The organism is Rothia sp. HC945 (assembly GCF_051370785.1).
GTDB lineage: Bacteria > Actinomycetota > Actinomycetes > Actinomycetales > Micrococcaceae > Rothia.
Window position 1 is genome coordinate 383,891 of sequence record NZ_JBFCSN010000001.1, and the last position, 17,311, is coordinate 401,201.

Consider the following 17,311-nt stretch of genomic DNA (forward strand, 5'->3'; position numbering starts at 1 on the left):
GGTGCCCGCCGTAGGCACGGGCAACCGGTCATCACCTTACAAGCGAATCGGGCGGGGACGCGCCGACACGTTAGACTGTGAGCAACCCTGATGAGATGTCCAGGCGGGAGCGTGCCCGGACCACGGACTTTCACCACAGACAAGCGCAAAGGAAACACTGTGCCGCAGACGGTTGGAGAGAATCCCTCACGAGACGCCGAGGAGAAGTCCTACGATTTCGCCTCGATGGAAGCCACGTGGGCGGACTATTGGGAGCGCGAGAACGTCTTCGCCCCGCTCGACGACGGTTCCAAGGAACGCCGATACGTCCTGGACATGTTCCCGTACCCTTCGGGAGATCTTCACATGGGGCACGCGGAGGCCTTCGCGATGGGTGACGTGGTCAGCCGCTTCTGGATGCAGAAGGGTTACGACGTCCTGCACCCGATCGGATGGGATTCCTTCGGCCTCCCCGCGGAGAACGCGGCCATCAAGAACAACACTCACCCGGCGGAGTGGACCTACAAGAACATCGAGACGCAGGCGGCGTCGTTCAAGCGGTACGGGATCGCGGTGGATTGGTCCCGACGGCTGCACACCTCGGACCCCGAGTACTACCGGTGGACCCAATGGTTGTTTCAGCAGTTCTACTCCAAGGGCTTGGCCTACCGGAAGGATTCGCCGGTCAATTGGTGCCCCAAGGACCAGACGGTGCTCGCCAACGAGCAGGTGGTCAACGGGGCCTGCGAGCGTTGCGGGACGCAGGTGACGAAGAAGTCCCTGAACCAGTGGTACTTCAGGATCACCGAGTACGCCGACCAGCTCCTGGACGACATGGAACAGCTCGAGGGCCACTGGCCGGATCGGGTGCTGGCCATGCAGCGCAACTGGATCGGCCGCTCCGAGGGCGCCCAGGTTCGCTTCACGATCAACGCGGGTGGCGGTAAGCCCGCCGACGAACTCTCGGTCTTCACGACCCGTCCCGACACCCTGTACGGCAATACGTTCTTCGTGGTGGCCGCGGATTCCGAGCTCGCTCTGGACTTGGTCGCGGAGGAGCAGGCCGAGGCTCTGGATGCGTACAGGGAAGAGGTCAAGGCCTTCTCCGACATCGAGCGTCAGTCGAGCGATCGCCCCAAGACCGGGGTCTTCCTCGGCCGCACCGCGGTGAACCCGCTGACCGGCGAGGAACTGCCGATCTGGGCCGCCGACTACGTGCTCGCCGACTACGGTACGGGCGCCATCATGGCGGTACCCGCCCACGATCAGCGCGACCTGGACTTCGCCCGAGCCTTCGACCTGCCCGTGCGGGTCGTGGTGGACACAGGGGAAGACGACCCGGCGGACACGGGAGAGGCCACGACCGGCGCCGGGACGCTGGTCAACTCGGGGCCCCTGAACGGATTGGGCAAGGAAGAAGCCATATCCCGGGCCATCGCTCTGCTCGAGGAGAAGGGACACGGCGAGGGCCAGACCATCTTCCGGCTCCGCGACTGGTTGCTCTCTCGCCAGCGATTCTGGGGCGCGCCCATCCCGATCATCCATTGCGCCCAGTGCGGTGAGGTCCCGGTCCCTGAAGACCAACTGCCGGTGCGGCTTCCGTCCGATCTCAAGGGCGAGGACCTGGCGCCCAAGGGGCAGTCGCCTCTGGCCGCGGCCAAGGACTGGGTCAACGTCGAATGCCCGAACTGCTCGGGACCCGCACAGCGCGACACGGACACGATGGACACCTTCGTGGACTCTTCCTGGTACTTCCTCCGCTTCGTGTCGCCTAATCTCGAGACAGGCGCCTTCGACCCCGATGCACTTCGCCGGTGGGAGCCGGTCGACCAGTACGTGGGCGGCGTCGAGCACGCGATCCTTCACCTGCTCTACTCCAGGTTCTTCGTCAAGGTCATTCGCGACCTGGGGTACCTGGACTACGACGAACCGTTCCGTGCCCTGCTGAACCAGGGCCAGGTGCTCAACCAGGGCAAGGCCATGTCCAAGTCCCTCGGCAACGGGGTGGATCTCGGCCAGCAGCTCAACGAGTACGGGGTGGACGCGGTCCGCACCACCATGGTCTTCGCGTCCCCGCCCGAGGACGACGTCGACTGGGCAGACGTCTCTCCCGGAGGCGCCGGCAAGTTCCTGGCCCGCGCCTGGCGGCTCGGACAGGACGTTTCGTCCGATCCGGACACTGCCGCGGACGGCGGGGACGAGGCACTGCGCCGAGTCACCCACAAGACCATCCACGAGGCCGAGCACGCGGTGGATGCGCACAAGTTCAACGTCGTCGTGGCCAAGACCATGGAACTGGTCAACGCGACCCGCAAGGCGATCGATTCGGGACCAGGCACCTCCGATCCTGCAGTCCGGGAAGCGAGCGAGGCCGTGGCTGTCCTGCTCTCGCTCTACGCTCCGTACACCGCGGAAGATCTCTGGCACGAGCTGGGCCACGACACCCCGGTCCTGACGGCCGGTTGGCCGACCGTCGACCCGATGCTCCTGGTGGAGGACACGGTCACGGCCGTGGTCCAGATCAAGGGGAAGGTTCGCGCCCGCCTCGAGGTGTCCAAGAACATCGACGCCGAAGAACTCGAGCGCCTGGCCCTCGAGGACGACGCGGTCCGGAAGCACATCGGCGAAGCGCCGATTCGCAAGGTCATCGTGCGCGAGCCGAAACTCGTGAACATCGTGGTCTAGGCTGAAACGATGAATACCGGAATCGAGCCCCGCTGCCGGGTCGCCGTGGTGACGGACTCGGCGGCGGGGCTCGATCCGTCTGTGACCGAGCGCTGGGCCGAGGACGGTGGGTTCGCACGGATCTCGCTGCCGCTGATGATCGACAGCCAGATCTACACGAACAATGACGACCCCGGCGTCCAGGAACGCCTGGTGGTCGCCACGGCCGAGGGTCGGCGCATGACGACGTCGCGACCATCTCCGGGTGCCTTCGCCTCCGTGTACGAGGCGCTCGCCGCGGACGGGTACGAACACATCGTCTCGATCCATCTCTCTGGGGAACTGTCGGGGACCGTCGACTCGGCTCGTGGAAGTGCTCGTCAGGCGCCCGTACCCGTGCGCGTGATCGATTCCCGCAGCGCGGCCATGGGGCAAGGATTCGCCGTGGCTGCGGCCCTGGACGCCGCACGGGCCGGCGGCGGGCCGGACGAGGTCGAACGGGCCGCGATCGAGGCCGCTGAGTCTGCCCGACTCATATTCTACGTTCCACGACTCGATGCCCTCGCCAGGAGCGGGCGAATCCCGAAGAGCCTCGCCATGGTCGGGCAGATGTTCAGCATTCGCCCGATCGCGACCATCGCGGACGGGAAGCTCAAGTACCTTGAGCGGCCCCGCCAGGAAACAGCGGCGGTCAAGAGACTCATCGAGCTCGTGATCGAGGATGCTTCGACCGCGGTGGCGAAGGACGCCGACCTGTCGAGCCGTGGTGATGGCCGGGCCGTCGTCGCCCTGCAGGATTTCTATGGTGGCAGCCTGGCCGACCTGCTGGTCGAGAGGCTGCGCAGTGAGTTCGGGGAGTCGATTCAGATTCTTCGCTCGAACATCCCACCGGTTTTGGCTGTGCACACGGGTCTCGGTCCCGTCTGTGCCGTCAGCGTTCCGTCCCGCTGGGTGCCCGGATTGTCCTCCACAGAGCGCTGAGCCGGCAACAAACCATCGGGCCCTCCACAATTCCGGGACAATGGCGTCAAGCGCCTGCGTCAGGGAGCCCAACGTGTACCTACGATGCCGGCATGCAACAGCAAGGACACGTGGACCCTTCCCGGACATCCCGGCCCGGTGGCTCGGTCCGTCGGCGCCGCGTCCACACGGCCCGTCGCGTCGGAAGGCCCGAAGCACGAGAGCGACTCGAAGCCATGATGGCCCGTGCCAGGGCTCGCGAAACCGACGGCGTCGCGGAAGAGGCCTCGCCGCGGGGCGCACCGGGCACCGACCTGGACGCGTCGAGGAATACCGGCGGCGTCCGGTGGTTCGTGTCGCCGCGAGCGGTGCTCGGCCTGGTGTGTCTGTCGGCCCTCGGTCTCCTCGTTTCCTCTGTCGTGAGTCCGCGTGACACGTCCTTCGAGGACGCGAAGGTCATGGTTTCCGGCACGCCGGTGCCCTGGAACCCCGGGGCCTCAACCGCTGCGACCGGCGCGGCACCGGATCGGTCCCATGGCTCGGACGCAGGCCGGACCGGAGGGGCTGGGGAGGGCGCGGAGCGCGACGGGGAGGGCGACGTTGTCGTGCATGTCATCGGTGCCGTGAACCGGCCGGGGCTGGTGCACGTGCCGGAGGGCGCTCTCGTCGATGATGCCCTCCGGGCAGCGGGCGGTCCGTCCGGCGACGCGGACCTGGACGCCATGAATCTCGCGGAGGCGGTTTCTCGGGGACAACAAATTCGCGTCCCGACCCATGCCGAAGCAGAATCCGTTCGGGCCTCGGGGACGGGTACTGCGCCCGGTCCGGGGGCGTCTGCGTCGAGCGGGGCTCACGGCGCGACGTCGCACGGCAAGGTCAACCTGAACACGGCCAGCGTCGAGGAACTCCAGACGCTGCCCAAGGTCGGTCCGAAGCTTGCTCAGCGCATCGTGGACTGGTGAAATCAGTCCGGGCCGTTCCGATCCGTCTCGGATTTGGACGCCGTGCCCGGGATAGGGCCGACACTCTTGGCGTCGCTGGAACCCCTGGTCACGGTATGAGGCCGGGTGGAGTGCTGGACCTCCGGTTGCTGCCTGCCGCGGCCGCCTCGTGGTGCGCGGCGGCCTGGGTCGGCGTGACAGGATCGGGACATCAGTTTCCCGTCGCCGTGATGTTCTGGATCCTGGGAGCCTCCGTTGCCGGGGCCGCGGCCCTGACTGCCCGACGCGGGTGGGCACGCGCTCAGGCCCTGTCCGGATGCCTGGCCGCTATGTCGACGATGTGCGTGGCGGCAGGTTCAGTCCTCTGGTTCGCGCTTCCGCCTGCTTCGGACCTTCACCGGGCGCTCCGAGTCGCCGCCGAGGGAACAACTACGGCCCGGTTGGACCTCGTCGTTGAGCCGGACCGGCGCTCCAGAGTGGCACGGTACAACCACGCTTCAGGGGTGAACGCCCGCGTGGTCGCCATCGAATCAGGGGGCGAAAGGGTCTCCGGATCTGTGAGGGTAACTACGTGGTGGCCGACATCCGCGAGATCCGGGGGAGAAGGGGCTCCGCACGCAAACAGAGATACCGCGAGGTTCGGGACGGGTCGTGTACAGGAAGCGATGGGTGGGCCTCAGCCGGGCACCTACCAGGTCACGGCCATACCGCTCCGACACGACGCAGGGCCTCCTGACCTCCGGATTGTCTCTGCACAGCTCACGTCTCCCGCCGGAAACGACTCCCGGACCCGTCCGGGTCAGTGGTGGAGAGCAAGAATGCGGGACACGATGTCCGCAAGAACCTCCCGCCTGCTGACACCGGATACTGCAGCCCTCGTCACGGGGATGGCCTACGGCGATGATTCCGCCCTCTCGGCGGGAGCCAAGGAAGCGCTCAGAACAGCGGGCCTGACCCATCTGACGGCGGTCAGCGGATCCAACGTGGCACTCGTGTTCCTTCTCGGCGTGCAATCACTGCGCTGGACACGCTGTCCGCGTGCTGTGACGCTCGCGGTGGGCGGCGTCGTCGTCGGCGGTTACGCAGCACTCGTGGGACCGGAACCGTCCGTTCTGCGAGCCACATCCATGGGACTTTTGAGCGGAACTGCGATGGTTCTCGGGCGGGGACGAACGGCGAGTGCGACTCTCTGGTTCAGCATCATCGCATTGCTGTGCGCGGATGCCTCGATGGCGGGCAATGTGGGGTTCATTCTCTCGGTTCTGGCCACCGCCGGAATCCTGCTCCAAGGGCCTTCGGCGCAGAGGATTCTGTCCGTAGTCCTGCCCGAGATCGTCGCGGACGTGGTGGCCATGACAATCGTGGCGACCCTGTGGTGCACGCCGGTTCTCCTGTGGGTCAGTGGGTTCTGGAGCGGGTATTCGGTTGCGGCCAACGTGGCGGTCGCACCCGTGGTTCCGGTCGCCACGGTCTGCGCGATCGTCGGGATGCTTGCCACACCGTTGCCCCTAGTGGCCGACGCCGCGACGATGTGCGCGGGATGGGGTGCTGGCTGGATTGAGAGCGTCGCAGAGGTCGTGGCGCGGTGGCCTGGGGCTCGCATCCCCGCCCTTGGGGGACTCGCACCCGTCGCGATCGCCACGCTGCTCAGCACAGTTTCCGCCCTCATCATTGTTCGTCTGGACCCGGCCCGAAGCCATAGTATGGAAACGATCCGGGCCGCCGACTCGCCTCAGATGTGTGACCGATCGGTCCGTTTCGCTCCACCGTTCCTATCCTCCGGAGATGCCAGTGCCACCTCGCCGAAGCAATCGTGAATCCACGGGACCCACGTGGCGTGACGTCGAGCCCGGGCCCGTGATCCTGCTCTACGGCCCCGAGGAGTATTTCGCCGCCCAAGCGCGACGGCGCATCGTGGCCGAGGTCCGGGCATCGCGCGGTGACGTCGAAGTTCACGAGATGTCGGCCAAGGACTACTCTTCGGGCTCGTTGGCGATGGCCACCAGCCCGTCCTTGTTCGGAGACGCACGGGTGGTCGTCGTCTCCGAGGTCGAGAAAATGAATGACGACTTTCTGGCGGAGGCAGTACCCTACGTGGAAGCCTCGGATCCGGAATCGGTCGTGATCCTGCACCACGGTGGCGGAAATCGCGGCAAGAGGCTCATCGACTCCGTGAAGAAGCAAGGGCACCCGGTGGTCGAGTGCAAGCCTCTCAAAACGGATCGGGACAAGACGGACTTCGTTCACCAAACATTCCGGGTCGAGCAGAGACGCATCGAACCGGATGCCGCCCGCATGCTGATCGCTGCCGCCGGGAGCGACGTCTCCGAACTTGCGGCCGCCTGCCACCAGTTGATCGCCGATGGCCCGGCCACGATCACCGACCAGGTTGTCGAAAAGTACTATGGCGGACGGGTCGAGGTCACCGCGTTCAAGGTTGCGGATGCCGCGGTCGGCGGCAACAGCGGATTTGCGCTCCGGGCACTGAGGCAGGCCCTGGACTCCGGGGTAGACCCCGTTCCGCTGGTCGGGGCCCTCGCGGCGCGCGTCAGACACATCGCCCAGGTCCATGGGCGGCGGGAGAACCCGAATTCTCTGGCGAAATCGTTGGGCATGGCCCCGTGGCAGGTCGAACAGGCCCAACGGGACGCGAGGAGGTTCAGTTCCGAGTCACTGAGCCACGTCATCCGCGGTCTCGCCACAGCAGACGCCCAGGTCAAAGGAGAGGCGCAGGATCCCGTCTATGCCTTGGAACGTGCGGTTCTGAATCTTTCCACCGCCGGATCCCGCAGGTAGGGGCGGATCGGGAGAAACCGACGAACCCCGAGTGAGACAACGAAGGGCCCCTCCGAGAACGGAGGGGCCCTTCGGCTCACTTCTCTAGCTGCAGACTAAGACAGAGCGTTGACCCGCTTGCTGAGGCCCGACTTCTTGTTCGCAGCGTTGTTCTTGTGCAGAACACCCTTGCTCACAGCCTTGTCGAACTTCTTGCTGGCAAGACGAAGGGCCTGGTCGGCCTCTTCCTTGTTGCCGGCCTGCACAGCGGTGTTGACCTTGCGAACGGCAGTCCGCAGCTCCGACTTGTAGGCGTTGTTGCGGAGGCGTGCCTTCTCGTTGGTCAGGACGCGCTTTTTCTGAGACTTGATGTTAGCCACTTAAAAACTTTCTGTTTTGTCTAATAGGTCAGTGAGGGCAAACGAGCCGGATCTTGACTGAGCGGCGTGGGGATGCCTATGGCAATCCGGCCCGCAGTGCCCGATGACCATCGGACACACAGCTGTCGAGTTTATCAGAGGCTCGCGGACCGAGCCAGAGCGGACACGCGATGACGTATGCCACCCCGTGGGCGTCACCCACAGTATTCGATACGCACGCTACCGGCGGGAGTTCAGGCGCCCGACGACGTCGTCGAACCGCCGCCGGTCGAGGGTCGCGCCCTCGCGACGGACGTTCTCGGCCTGGACCCGGATGACCCGGTCCACGTTGACCTCCGAGGGCCGGCCCTGGCGGTCCCAAGGTCCGGTTCCGATATCCATGTATCGTTCATCATGGTGGGCCGGGTTGTTGTGGTCCTTGCTCGTCAGCATCAGGGCAAGGAGGTCGTCACCGTCGCGACCGACGAGCAGCACGGGCCGGTCCTTGCCTTTCGAGTAATCCTCTTCGAAGGGGACCCACGTCCACACGATCTCTCCTGGATCGGGCCGACCATCCGGGTTGGGGGAGTAGGTCGCGCTGACCCGACCCGTGTAGTCACCGTTGTATCCCTGCGCGGCCCCACGCCGGTTACCTCGCGGGCCGCCGCTGTGTCCGGGACGTCCGGATGGATTCTGCGCCTTCCTGACCTGACGAAAGACCTTCCTGGTCAGCCTGAAAATACGGCTGATCGTGTTCGCGTCGACATTCATGCCCCCAAGCTTAGGGGAGAACTTCGCACCCCGCGCGAAAACATGGGAAACTGGGATACAACCTGCACCCGTGTGCGTCCATCCAGGAAAGGAAGACATCCGTGGCACCTCAGGCGAGTCAGGCCCCACGGCCCGCCGCAACCGATCCGGCGATTCTGCGCAACTTCTGCATCATCGCCCACATCGACCACGGCAAGTCGACCCTCGCCGACAGGATGCTCCAAGCCACCGGTGTCCTGACCCCGCGGGAGATGAAGGCGCAGTACCTGGACCGCATGGACATCGAGCGCGAACGCGGCATCACCATCAAGTCTCAGGCCGTGCGCATGCCCTGGGAGGTCGACGGGACCTCCTACGCGTTGAACATGATCGACACGCCGGGCCACGTGGACTTCACCTACGAGGTATCCCGCTCCCTCGACGCGTGCGAAGGCGCCCTCCTTCTCGTGGACGCTGCACAGGGAATCGAGGCCCAGACGTTGGCCAACCTGTATCTGGCCATGGAGAGCGATCTGGTCATCATCCCCGTGCTGAACAAGATCGATCTGCCCGCGGCCCAGCCGGACAAGTACGCCGAGGAAATCGCCAACCTGATCGGCGGCGAGCCCGAGGACGTCCTGAGGGTCTCCGGCAAGACCGGTGAAGGCGTGGAGGAACTCCTGGACCGAATCGTTCGGGAGATTCCTGCCCCCGAAGGCGACGCGGACGCACCGGCCCGAGCGATGATCTTCGATTCCGTGTACGACTCCTACCGCGGTGTGGTGACCTACGTCCGCGTGGTCGACGGCAAGCTGAACCCGAGGCAACGGATCGCCATGATGTCCACGGGTGCCGAACACGAACTTCTGGAGATCGGCGTGATATCTCCCGAGCCGAAGGCCACCGACGGCCTCGGTGTGGGGGAGGTCGGGTATCTGATCACGGGTGTTAAGGACGTCCGGCAGTCCCGAGTCGGGGACACCGTCACGGACGGGAAGAAGCCGGCCGATGAGCCGCTCGGTGGCTACGAGGACCCCAAACCCATGGTGTTCTCGGGGCTGTTCCCGATCGATGGGTCCGATTATCCCGTGCTGCGTGATGCTTTGGACAAGCTCAAGCTCAACGACGCCGCCCTCATGTACGAGCCCGAGACCTCCGGTGCGCTCGGATTCGGGTTCCGTTGCGGTTTTCTGGGCCTGCTCCACCTGGAGATCGTGCGCGAGCGGCTGGAGAGGGAATTCAACCTCGACCTCATCTCTACCGCCCCGAACGTCATTTACGACGTTGTCGCGGAGGACGGTTCGTCCATGCGGGTCACGAGCCCCAGCGAATTCCCCGAAGGCAAACTCGAAACCATCGCGGAACCCATGGTGGCCATCACGATCATCGCCCCCAGCGAATTCGTCGGAGCCATCATGGAACTGTGCCAGTCCCGCCGCGGTCAGATCGGCGGCATGGACTATCTTTCGCAGGAACGCGTCGAACTGCGGTATCGGCTTCCGTTGGCGGAGATCGTGTTCGACTTCTTCGATCAGCTCAAGTCCAAGACTCGCGGCTACGCCTCCCTGGACTGGAAGCTCGACGGGCAGCAGGAATCGGACCTCGTCAAAGTCGACATTCTCCTCCAGGGAGAACGCGTGGACGCTTTCTCGGCGATCACGCACCGGGACAAGGCGTACGCCTACGGCACCTCCATGGCCTCGAAGCTCAAGGAACTCATTCCTCGGCAGCAATTTGAGGTCCCGATCCAGGCGGCCATCGGATCGCGCATCATTGCACGCGAGAACATCCGGGCCATCCGCAAGGACGTCTTGTCCAAGTGCTACGGCGGCGACATCTCCCGCAAGCGCAAGCTCCTCGAGAAGCAGAAGGAGGGCAAGAAGCGAATGAAGACGATCGGACGGGTCGACGTGCCGCAGGAAGCATTCGTGGCCGCTCTGAGCTCCTCAGAGGAGACCAAGGACAAAGCGAAGAAGTGAGCCCGGCCCAACCCACGGGAGACCCCGCACCCCGCGACGGGCGGTTGCCCGCCTCCGTTCTGGAGGGAGCCGACGGCCGGTCCCTCAGTCTGTACGTCCATGTGCCCTACTGTTCCGTGCGCTGCGGATACTGCGACTTCAACACGTACGCCAAGGAAGACTTCGGCGACGACGTCGGGCGCCTCACCTATGTGAGGGATGCCCTCGCGGAATTGCGCTTCGCCGAGAAGGTGCTCAAGGAATCGGGCTTGCCAGCCCGGCCGCTGCACTCGGTCTTTTTCGGAGGAGGCACGCCCACACGGATCCCTACCGACGACCTGGTGCGGATCCTGGGCACGGCCATCGAAATCTTCGGACTGGAATCGGGCGCCGAGGTCACCACGGAAGCCAACCCGGACTCGGTGGAGCGCGAGGATCTCGTTGCGCTCAAGGAGGCGGGATTCACCAGGGTCTCCTTCGGGATGCAGTCGGCCGTTCCCCGTGTCCTCGAAGTTCTGGAACGGACTCACGAGCCGGCGAACGTGCCCAAGGTCGTCGGCTGGGCCCGTGAGATCGGCCTCGAGGTCTCCGTGGATCTGATTTCCGGTGCCCCGGGCGAGACCCTCGACGAATGGCAGACGTCGGTCGAAGCGGCGATCAGTTACCGGCCGGATCACATTTCCGCTTATTCACTCATCGTGGAGCCCGGGACCAAACTGGCAGCACAGATAGCGCGCGGCGTCCACACCCCGGTCGACGACGACCAGCAGGCCGACATGTACCTGTTGGCCAGCCGCCTGTTCGAGGAGGCCGGTTACGGCTGGTACGAGGTCTCGAACTGGGCTGCGTCCGTGGAGAAACGTTCCGCCCACAACCTCGCGTACTGGCACAACCAGGACTGGTGGGGTATCGGGCCGGGCGCACACTCCCACGTCAACGGGACCCGGTGGTGGAATGTCAAGCATCCCGTGCCGTACGCGCAGCGTCTGCGTGATCGGTCCTCGCCGGCTGCGGCCCGAGAGATTCTCGACGAGGACACGCGCTACATGGAGGACGTCATGCTGGCCGCCAGGATTCGGGACGGCCTGCCCCTGGGCCGGTTGAGAGCTGAGGGCAGAGAGAGGACGCCTTGGCTCGCGCAACAGGGCCTGATCGACCCGCAGGCGCTCGATGACGACGTCGTGCGCCTCACCCTCGAGGGCCGTCTGTTGGGCGACGCCGTGGTCCGAGAACTCACTGCTTGAAAGGTCTCGGTGCCCCGGCGGGGCACCGGCCTGTCAGCGCCTCCGGTGCGAGAACCAGTCGAAGGTGCGCGTGTTGTACTTGTACTGGTATGGGTTCCCCCTGTTGACCCGGATGCCCGCAATGAGCGAGAACACGGCGAGGTAGACCCAGACGAGCGCGGCGATCAGGCCGAAGATCCAGCCGATGCCGGGCAGGACCGACAGCCCGACACTGACAACGATGATCACCGACGGCAGCAACGTGAAGTTCAGTGCCTCGCGCGCTTCCTGGGCCGTGAAACGGCCGCGGGTGCGCAACGTCGAGTAGATGATGGCGGCCGGAATGCACCCGATGACCCCGCCGAAATGGGCCATCGTGGCCATCGAGCGGTCATCCTTGACGCTCAGGGGCTCCGGGTTCGCGGACACACCCTCGAACGGTGGCTTCTTATCAGTGGAAGTGATCGTCAAAACCTCGCCTTGTCTTTCGGGCAGATACATGCGTGTCGGGGACACGCACTCAAATATTACCGGCTGGTCGCCGCAAAAGGGGATGCATTCCCCCAAACAATGTCACGGAAGTCGTTTCCGGGCCAAGAGGACCTCGGCGCCTCAATGCTCGGGCGCCGCCGTCAGGAAGTCGATGATGTGCTCGACCGGCCCCAGGATCCCCGGATCGAGGTCGGCGTAGGTGTTCACGCTCGCGAGGATCTTTTTCCACGCTCTGGCCCGCTGTGCAGGTGTCTCGTGGGGCCAACCGATGCGACGCAGGATTCCGGTCTTCCAGTCTTCGCCGCGAGGCACGGATGGCCACTCGCGCAGGCCCACCGCCTTGGGCTTGACCGATTCCCACACGTCCACGTAGGGATGCCCCACGAACAGTACATTCCCCTGGGCCCCGGCCAGTTTCATGGCTTGGTCGGCCAACCGCGACTCCTTGCTTCCCTCGACCAGATGGTCCGCCAGGATACCGAGGCGTCTTTGAGGGGAGGGCGCGAATTCTTCGATGATTTCTTCGACGTGGTCCAGGCCGTGCATGGGCTCGACGACGATGCCTTCGATCCTGAGATCGTCTCCCCAGACCTTCTCGATCAGCTCGGCGTCGTGGAGTCCCTCGACCAGCATGCGGGAAGCCCGCGCCGTACGGGCTTTGGCCCCGGGCACGGCCACCGAACCGGACCGGGTGCGCCCCGGCGTCGTCGTCTTCTTCGGCCGCGGGACCACCAGACGCACCGGCTCGCCTTCATACAGGAAGCCGTCACCGAGCGGAAAGGACCGTACGGCGCCGTGCCGGTCCTCGAGGCCGACGACGCGCTGACCGCCCACGGACTGCAGGGACACCGCCGCACCCACCCAGCCGGATTGGACCTCTTCGATGACCATTCCCTGCCTGACCTCGAGATCCCGCGGCTCAGGGGGACGGTGGCTCAACCCCGCGCTGCCGAGGTCCTGGGGCCCCCATCCGTAGCGGTCCATGCGCTTCTCCTTGTGTGATGACGGTCCTGGATCGAGGACATGGGTACCGACCCAATATAGTCGCTCCGCCGAGAGCTGAGCACGCCGGAAGCGTTTTCCGACGGCGGTTTCGCGGCGTAGACTTAGCAGTCGAGCGCGGAGAGTGCCAGTGCACATGGCCCTCCGCCACCATGACCAGGACGAGCCAGTAGGGAGAGAGACCGTGAATCAGCCGCGCCGGCTCGACGTCCTGAGCGCGATCGTCGAGGACTACGTCCATTCGCGGGAGCCCGTCGGCTCCAAAGCATTGGTCGATCGGCATCGGCTCGGCGTCTCCAGCGCTACCGTTCGCAATGACATGGCAGCCCTGGAAGAAGCGGGCATGATCATGGCACCCCATGCGAGTGCCGGGAGGATCCCCACCGACAAGGGATACCGGGCATTCGTCGACCAGATCGCGTCGGTCAAACCGCTGTCCGTGGCGGAACGTCGTGCGATCTCGAGCTTCCTGGATTCCTCCGACGACGTCGACCAGATGATGGAGAAGACGGTCAGGCTGTTGTCGCAGCTGACCCGCCAAGTTGCTCTCGTCCAGTATCCGACCAGGACCGGTGCCCGCGTTCGTCACCTGGAGCTGGTGACCATGGCGCCGAAATTCGTTCTCGTCGTGATGATTACCACTCGTGGCGGAGTCGGGCAGCGTGTGGTCGAGGTCCCGGAGGACCTGACCGAGGAAACGCTCAAGACCATGCGCGCGCAGTTCCTCGACGCCATCCTGGACCAACCCGTCGGCGAACTCGAGGAAGCACTGGTCCCGGCCGTGACCAGATGTGAGCCGATGCACCAGAAATCCGCCGCGATCCTGGCCGGAATGGTGATTATCCTGGGTCGGAACGAACAGGAGGAAAGGCTGCTCATGGCAGGCACCTCCTATCTGGCCGAATCCACCGACGACTTCAATCGCAACATCGCCCCGATCCTCGATGTCCTGGAAGAACAGGTCGTGATGTTGCGGTTGCTCTCCGAGATCGACGACGACGCCCGTGGCGTCTCCGTGAGGATCGGGAGGGAAAACGCGGAAAGCCCATTGTCGGACGCGTCGGTGGTGGCCACCGGGTACGGGCCGCAACTTGCCTCGAAATTGGGCGTCGTCGGACCGACTCGCATGGATTATCCGGGAACGATGTCCGCGGTGAGAGCCGTCGCGCGGTACCTCTCCCGCATCCTGCACGAATAAATCGGCACGTACAGCCGTTGACGAATTGGAACCCACGCGGTGCCCACCGCAGATCAAGGAAGTTCAGTGAGCGACCACTACCAGACCCTCGGCGTCTCCAGGGACGCCAGCCCGGAAGAGATCAAAAAGGCGTATCGCAAGAAGGCGAGAACGCTCCACCCGGACGTGAACCCCTCGCCGGAGGCCGCTGAGGAATTCAAGCGGGTCTCGCACGCCCATGACGTTCTCTCCGACCCGGACAAGCGACGCGTCTACGACGCGACCGGAAACGAGAACGGAAACAATACCGGCTTCGGCGGCGGATTCCCGGGCAGCGGATTCGGATTCTCGGACATCTTCGAGACCTTCTTCCAGGGCGCCGGTGGCGCCCGGGGACCGGAGAGCAGGGTCCGTCAGGGTCAGGACGCACTGATCAACGTTCGGGTCAGCCTCCGCGATGCCGTGTTCGGAACCGAGAAGGAGGTCACGGTGGACACCGCCGTGACGTGCACGCTGTGCGAGGGCCAGGGAACCGAGAAGGGGACCGAGCCCGAGACCTGCGACGTCTGCCACGGCCAGGGGCACATTCAGCGCCAGGTCCAGTCCATTCTGGGCAACGTGGTCACCACCGCCGAATGCCCGAGCTGCCGCGGTTTCGGAACCGTCATCAAGCATCCTTGCCCCGAGTGCTACGGCGAGGGACGCGTTCGCCAGCGCAAGCCCCTGACCCTCAAGATTCCGGCGGGCGTCGCGACCGGCACCCGCATCCGTCTGGGAGGCCAGGGCGAGGCCGGAACGGGCGGCGGGCCGAATGGCGACCTCTACGTCGAACTGCGGGTCAACCCGGACGAAACCTTCACCCGCGAGGGCGACGACCTCCACGCAACGATGACGGTGCCCATGACCGCGGCCGCCCTCGGCACGACCATCAGCCTCGAGACCTTCGACGGCCCTCAGGACGTCACGGTGAAGCCCGGTACGCAGACCGGCCAGACCACTACGCTCCGTGACCTGGGCGTGACCAAGTTGCGCGGCAACGGCCGCGGCAACGTCGTGGTGCACTTCGACGTCGAGACCCCGTCGAAGTTGAACGACGAACAGCGCGAGCTTCTGAAGCGGCTGGCCGAGCTGCGTGGGGAGGACGACGCCGTCGGCGAGACTCTGCAGAACACCGGCCAGGGGTTCTTCTCCCGCCTGCGCGACCGCTTCCAGGACTAGAGGCACGCCGTGACGCATCCGGTTTTCTACATCGATCCCGAGTCCCTCGGGGCCTTGGCCCCGGGGGACCGGTTCGAGCTGACGGGAGACGAAGGCCATCACGCCAAGACGGTCAAACGACTCGGGGCGGGCGAGGCCCTCGACCTGGTCGACGGCGAGGGCCGGCGCATCGTCGGTACCGTGAGCGAGATCCTCCAGGACGGACTCGCGATCACCGTCGAAGAGGGACCCGAACGGGACCCGCGGAGTCCGGTGATTCTCGTACAGGCCCTCGCCAAGGGCGACCGGGATCTGATGGCCGTGGAAATGGCGACCGAGCTGGGTGTCCGAGCCATTGTCCCGTGGCAGGCAGACCGCAGCATCGTGAGGTGGAAACAGGACCGCGCCGCCAAGGCACACGCGAAATGGGCCAAGACCACGAAGGCCGCCGCGAAGCAGGCCCGGCGTTCGCTGGTACCTGATGTCGACCACCTGGTCTCGACCGCCCAGTTGGCGCGGGCCGTCGGTCCCGAGGACTCGATGATCGTTCTCCACGAGCAGGCCGGGCAGAGTCTTCTCGCTGTATTGGACGACCTGCAGGTCTCGCGCGGCTTCTCAGGAGACGGACGTTTGTTCGTCGTCGTCGGCCCGGAAGGTGGAATCGGTCCGGAAGAACTTCGGAGCCTCGAATCCGTCGGTGCCCGAACAGCAGTTCTGGGTCACGACGTCCTGAGGAGCTCCACGGCCGGGGCGGCGGCGATCGCGGTGATCAACGCCGTGACCGGCCTGTGGCAGTGACAGCCGTCTACTTGTTGACCGTGAACTGGTGGTCGTCGTAGAGACTGACCTCCTGATCCGATACGGCCAGCCCGGGATCCTTGAGGTCCTCGGTCTTGATGTAGATGCGGATCGTGTAGTCTCCCTCGGCCAGGTTTCGGCTGAACTGAATCTCCTGGAGCCCGGAGTCGTCGCCGGAGAGATCTTCCGATCCTGCCGCAGCTTCGGAACCATTCTTGCGGATGTCCCAGTAGACCCGGGACGCCACATTGGTGGCCACCATTTTGACCGTGGTCGTGGTGCCGAATACGGAATTCTGCTCCGGATCGATGATCCACAGCGGGGCCGCGACGGCTTCGTCCCTGACGACGGTCTGGCCCAGCGTCTGATTTCCGAATTTGTATCCGCGGTGCCCGTCGACCAGCACGATGACCTTGGTGCTGGGCCCGGCATCCGAGATTCCGCCCACGGCGGCTGAGGCGGTCGCGGTGTACACCAGTTGTTGCACGGCCAGGTTGGCCTCGTCGGCAGATATCGAGTGGTCGAAGGCGTCGGAGGACAGGTTCAGCGTCAGGGTTCCGTCCTTCGACATGGAGGATCCGACCGAGCCCGCGGGATTCCATGGGTTGTGGTAGTCGGGGTCGCGAGGCTGGACCCGTGTCAGCATGGACACCGCGGTCGCCACGACGTCGCCCCTCGACGCGGCGTCGTCCGCCTTGTAGTCGTGATATTCCCGGTAGAGGAACGAGGATTTGCCGGTGGCGCCGATCCAGTACAGCGGAACCTTGAGGGCCGACGGCGAGGCCTCCGAGGTCGGGGACGCCGATTCTTCGGACTCACCCACCTGGTTCGCGGCATCGAGCAAACCACAACCGCTCAGCACACTGGGGAGCACGAAGAGGCCCGCGACAATCCCGGCGGCGGGGCGCCATGCGCGTGAGATCATGTCCTCGGCCTCCAGATCAGGTCGCGGCCTCTGGGCCGCGGGGTCCGTGGGTCCAGTCTACGGTGTCGGGTGGTATCCGGGTGGCCTCGGTGTGTTCCGAGCCCGTCGCTC

15 protein-coding genes are annotated in these 17,311 nt (G+C 65.2%); 10 read left to right on the forward strand and 5 right to left on the reverse strand.

The features are described 5' to 3' along the window. Positions 1-90: 90 nt before the first annotated feature. The 5 genes from leuS (at position 91) to holA (ending at position 7,340) form a co-directional block, all read left to right on the forward strand. Positions 91-2,664 (forward strand): leucine--tRNA ligase, encoded by a 2,574-nt coding sequence (gene leuS, locus AB0Y14_RS01615; RefSeq protein WP_436587549.1) that lies wholly within the window; start codon positions 91-93, stop codon positions 2,662-2,664. 9 nt (positions 2,665-2,673) lie between these two features. Further along, the gene (locus AB0Y14_RS01620) at positions 2,674-3,624 is read left to right on the forward strand and encodes a DegV family protein (protein ID WP_436587550.1); all 951 of its coding nucleotides are present in this window, start codon (positions 2,674-2,676) and stop codon (positions 3,622-3,624) included. A 92-nt stretch (positions 3,625-3,716) separates the two neighbouring features. Further along, positions 3,717-4,565 (forward strand): SLBB domain-containing protein, encoded by an 849-nt coding sequence (locus tag AB0Y14_RS01625; RefSeq protein ID WP_436587551.1) that lies wholly within the window; start codon positions 3,717-3,719, stop codon positions 4,563-4,565. Between the two features lie 809 nt (positions 4,566-5,374). Continuing rightward, positions 5,375-6,361 (forward strand): ComEC/Rec2 family competence protein, encoded by a 987-nt coding sequence (locus tag AB0Y14_RS01630; RefSeq protein WP_436587552.1) that lies wholly within the window; start codon positions 5,375-5,377, stop codon positions 6,359-6,361. After that, positions 6,330-7,340, forward strand: coding sequence for a DNA polymerase III subunit delta (holA, locus tag AB0Y14_RS01635; protein ID WP_436587553.1), 1,011 nt, complete (start codon positions 6,330-6,332; stop codon positions 7,338-7,340). Before AB0Y14_RS01630 ends, holA begins: the two co-directional genes overlap by 32 nt. Before the next feature lie 95 nt (positions 7,341-7,435). Here holA and rpsT read toward each other — a convergent pair whose 3' ends face one another. Together rpsT and AB0Y14_RS01645 are read right to left on the reverse strand one after the other, a co-directional pair. Continuing rightward, the gene (gene rpsT, locus AB0Y14_RS01640; RefSeq protein ID WP_129314416.1) at positions 7,436-7,699 is read right to left on the reverse strand and encodes a 30S ribosomal protein S20; all 264 of its coding nucleotides are present in this window, start codon (positions 7,697-7,699) and stop codon (positions 7,436-7,438) included. Positions 7,700-7,918: 219 nt separating this feature from the next. After that, positions 7,919-8,449 carry a type II toxin-antitoxin system PemK/MazF family toxin gene (locus AB0Y14_RS01645; protein WP_129314415.1) on the reverse strand — a complete coding sequence of 177 codons (531 nt, stop codon included), beginning with the start codon at positions 8,447-8,449 and terminating at the stop codon, positions 7,919-7,921. A gap of 101 nt (positions 8,450-8,550) precedes the next feature. Here AB0Y14_RS01645 and lepA point away from each other — a divergent pair, with 101 nt between their 5' ends. Next, positions 8,551-10,407: a translation elongation factor 4 gene (gene lepA, locus AB0Y14_RS01650; protein ID WP_178979847.1), complete on the forward strand. Its 1,857-nt coding sequence runs from the start codon at positions 8,551-8,553 to the stop codon at positions 10,405-10,407. Next, positions 10,404-11,630 carry a radical SAM family heme chaperone HemW gene (hemW, locus tag AB0Y14_RS01655; protein ID WP_436587554.1) on the forward strand — a complete coding sequence of 409 codons (1,227 nt, stop codon included), beginning with the start codon at positions 10,404-10,406 and terminating at the stop codon, positions 11,628-11,630. Before lepA ends, hemW begins: the two co-directional genes overlap by 4 nt. 33 nt (positions 11,631-11,663) lie before the next feature. Here hemW and AB0Y14_RS01660 read toward each other — a convergent pair whose 3' ends face one another. Next, positions 11,664-12,080 (reverse strand): DUF4870 domain-containing protein, encoded by a 417-nt coding sequence (locus AB0Y14_RS01660; protein ID WP_238692278.1) that lies wholly within the window; start codon positions 12,078-12,080, stop codon positions 11,664-11,666. A gap of 141 nt (positions 12,081-12,221) precedes the next feature. Then, positions 12,222-13,085 (reverse strand): DUF3097 family protein, encoded by an 864-nt coding sequence (locus tag AB0Y14_RS01665; RefSeq protein WP_129314412.1) that lies wholly within the window; start codon positions 13,083-13,085, stop codon positions 12,222-12,224. 202 nt (positions 13,086-13,287) lie between these two features. Between AB0Y14_RS01665 and hrcA the strand changes: the two genes are divergently transcribed. The 3 genes from hrcA to AB0Y14_RS01680 all read left to right on the forward strand — a co-directional run bounded on the left by hrcA (position 13,288) and on the right by AB0Y14_RS01680 (position 16,275). Continuing rightward, a complete protein-coding gene (hrcA, locus tag AB0Y14_RS01670) occupies positions 13,288-14,301 on the forward strand; it encodes a heat-inducible transcriptional repressor HrcA (RefSeq protein WP_436587555.1) in 1,014 nt (337 codons plus the stop codon). Positions 14,302-14,367: 66 nt separating this feature from the next. Continuing rightward, a complete protein-coding gene (dnaJ, locus tag AB0Y14_RS01675) occupies positions 14,368-15,498 on the forward strand; it encodes a molecular chaperone DnaJ (RefSeq protein ID WP_129314410.1) in 1,131 nt (376 codons plus the stop codon). 9 nt (positions 15,499-15,507) lie between these two features. Beyond that, positions 15,508-16,275, forward strand: coding sequence for a 16S rRNA (uracil(1498)-N(3))-methyltransferase (locus AB0Y14_RS01680; RefSeq protein ID WP_436587556.1), 768 nt, complete (start codon positions 15,508-15,510; stop codon positions 16,273-16,275). A gap of 7 nt (positions 16,276-16,282) precedes the next feature. Here the strand turns inward: AB0Y14_RS01680 and AB0Y14_RS01685 are convergent, their stop codons facing one another. Next, positions 16,283-17,200: a GerMN domain-containing protein gene (locus AB0Y14_RS01685; protein WP_436587557.1), complete on the reverse strand. Its 918-nt coding sequence runs from the start codon at positions 17,198-17,200 to the stop codon at positions 16,283-16,285. Positions 17,201-17,311 lie beyond the last annotated feature (111 nt).

What these genes read in the sequence shown, in the direction of transcription:
- AB0Y14_RS01630 (WP_436587552.1), top strand. Translation starts at nt 5,375, where the DNA reads ATGTCCGCAAGAACCTCCCGCCTGCTGACACCGGATACTGCAGCCCTC.
- leuS (WP_436587549.1), top strand. Translation starts at nt 91, where the DNA reads ATGAGATGTCCAGGCGGGAGCGTGCCCGGACCACGGACTTTCACCACA.
- AB0Y14_RS01625 (WP_436587551.1), top strand. Translation starts at nt 3,717, where the DNA reads ATGCAACAGCAAGGACACGTGGACCCTTCCCGGACATCCCGGCCCGGT.
- holA (WP_436587553.1), top strand. Translation starts at nt 6,330, where the DNA reads ATGCCAGTGCCACCTCGCCGAAGCAATCGTGAATCCACGGGACCCACG.
- AB0Y14_RS01685 (WP_436587557.1), bottom strand. Translation starts at nt 17,200, where the DNA reads ATGATCTCACGCGCATGGCGCCCCGCCGCCGGGATTGTCGCGGGCCTC.
- AB0Y14_RS01620 (WP_436587550.1), top strand. Translation starts at nt 2,674, where the DNA reads ATGAATACCGGAATCGAGCCCCGCTGCCGGGTCGCCGTGGTGACGGAC.
- AB0Y14_RS01665 (WP_129314412.1), bottom strand. Translation starts at nt 13,085, where the DNA reads ATGGACCGCTACGGATGGGGGCCCCAGGACCTCGGCAGCGCGGGGTTG.
- AB0Y14_RS01645 (WP_129314415.1), bottom strand. Translation starts at nt 8,449, where the DNA reads ATGAATGTCGACGCGAACACGATCAGCCGTATTTTCAGGCTGACCAGG.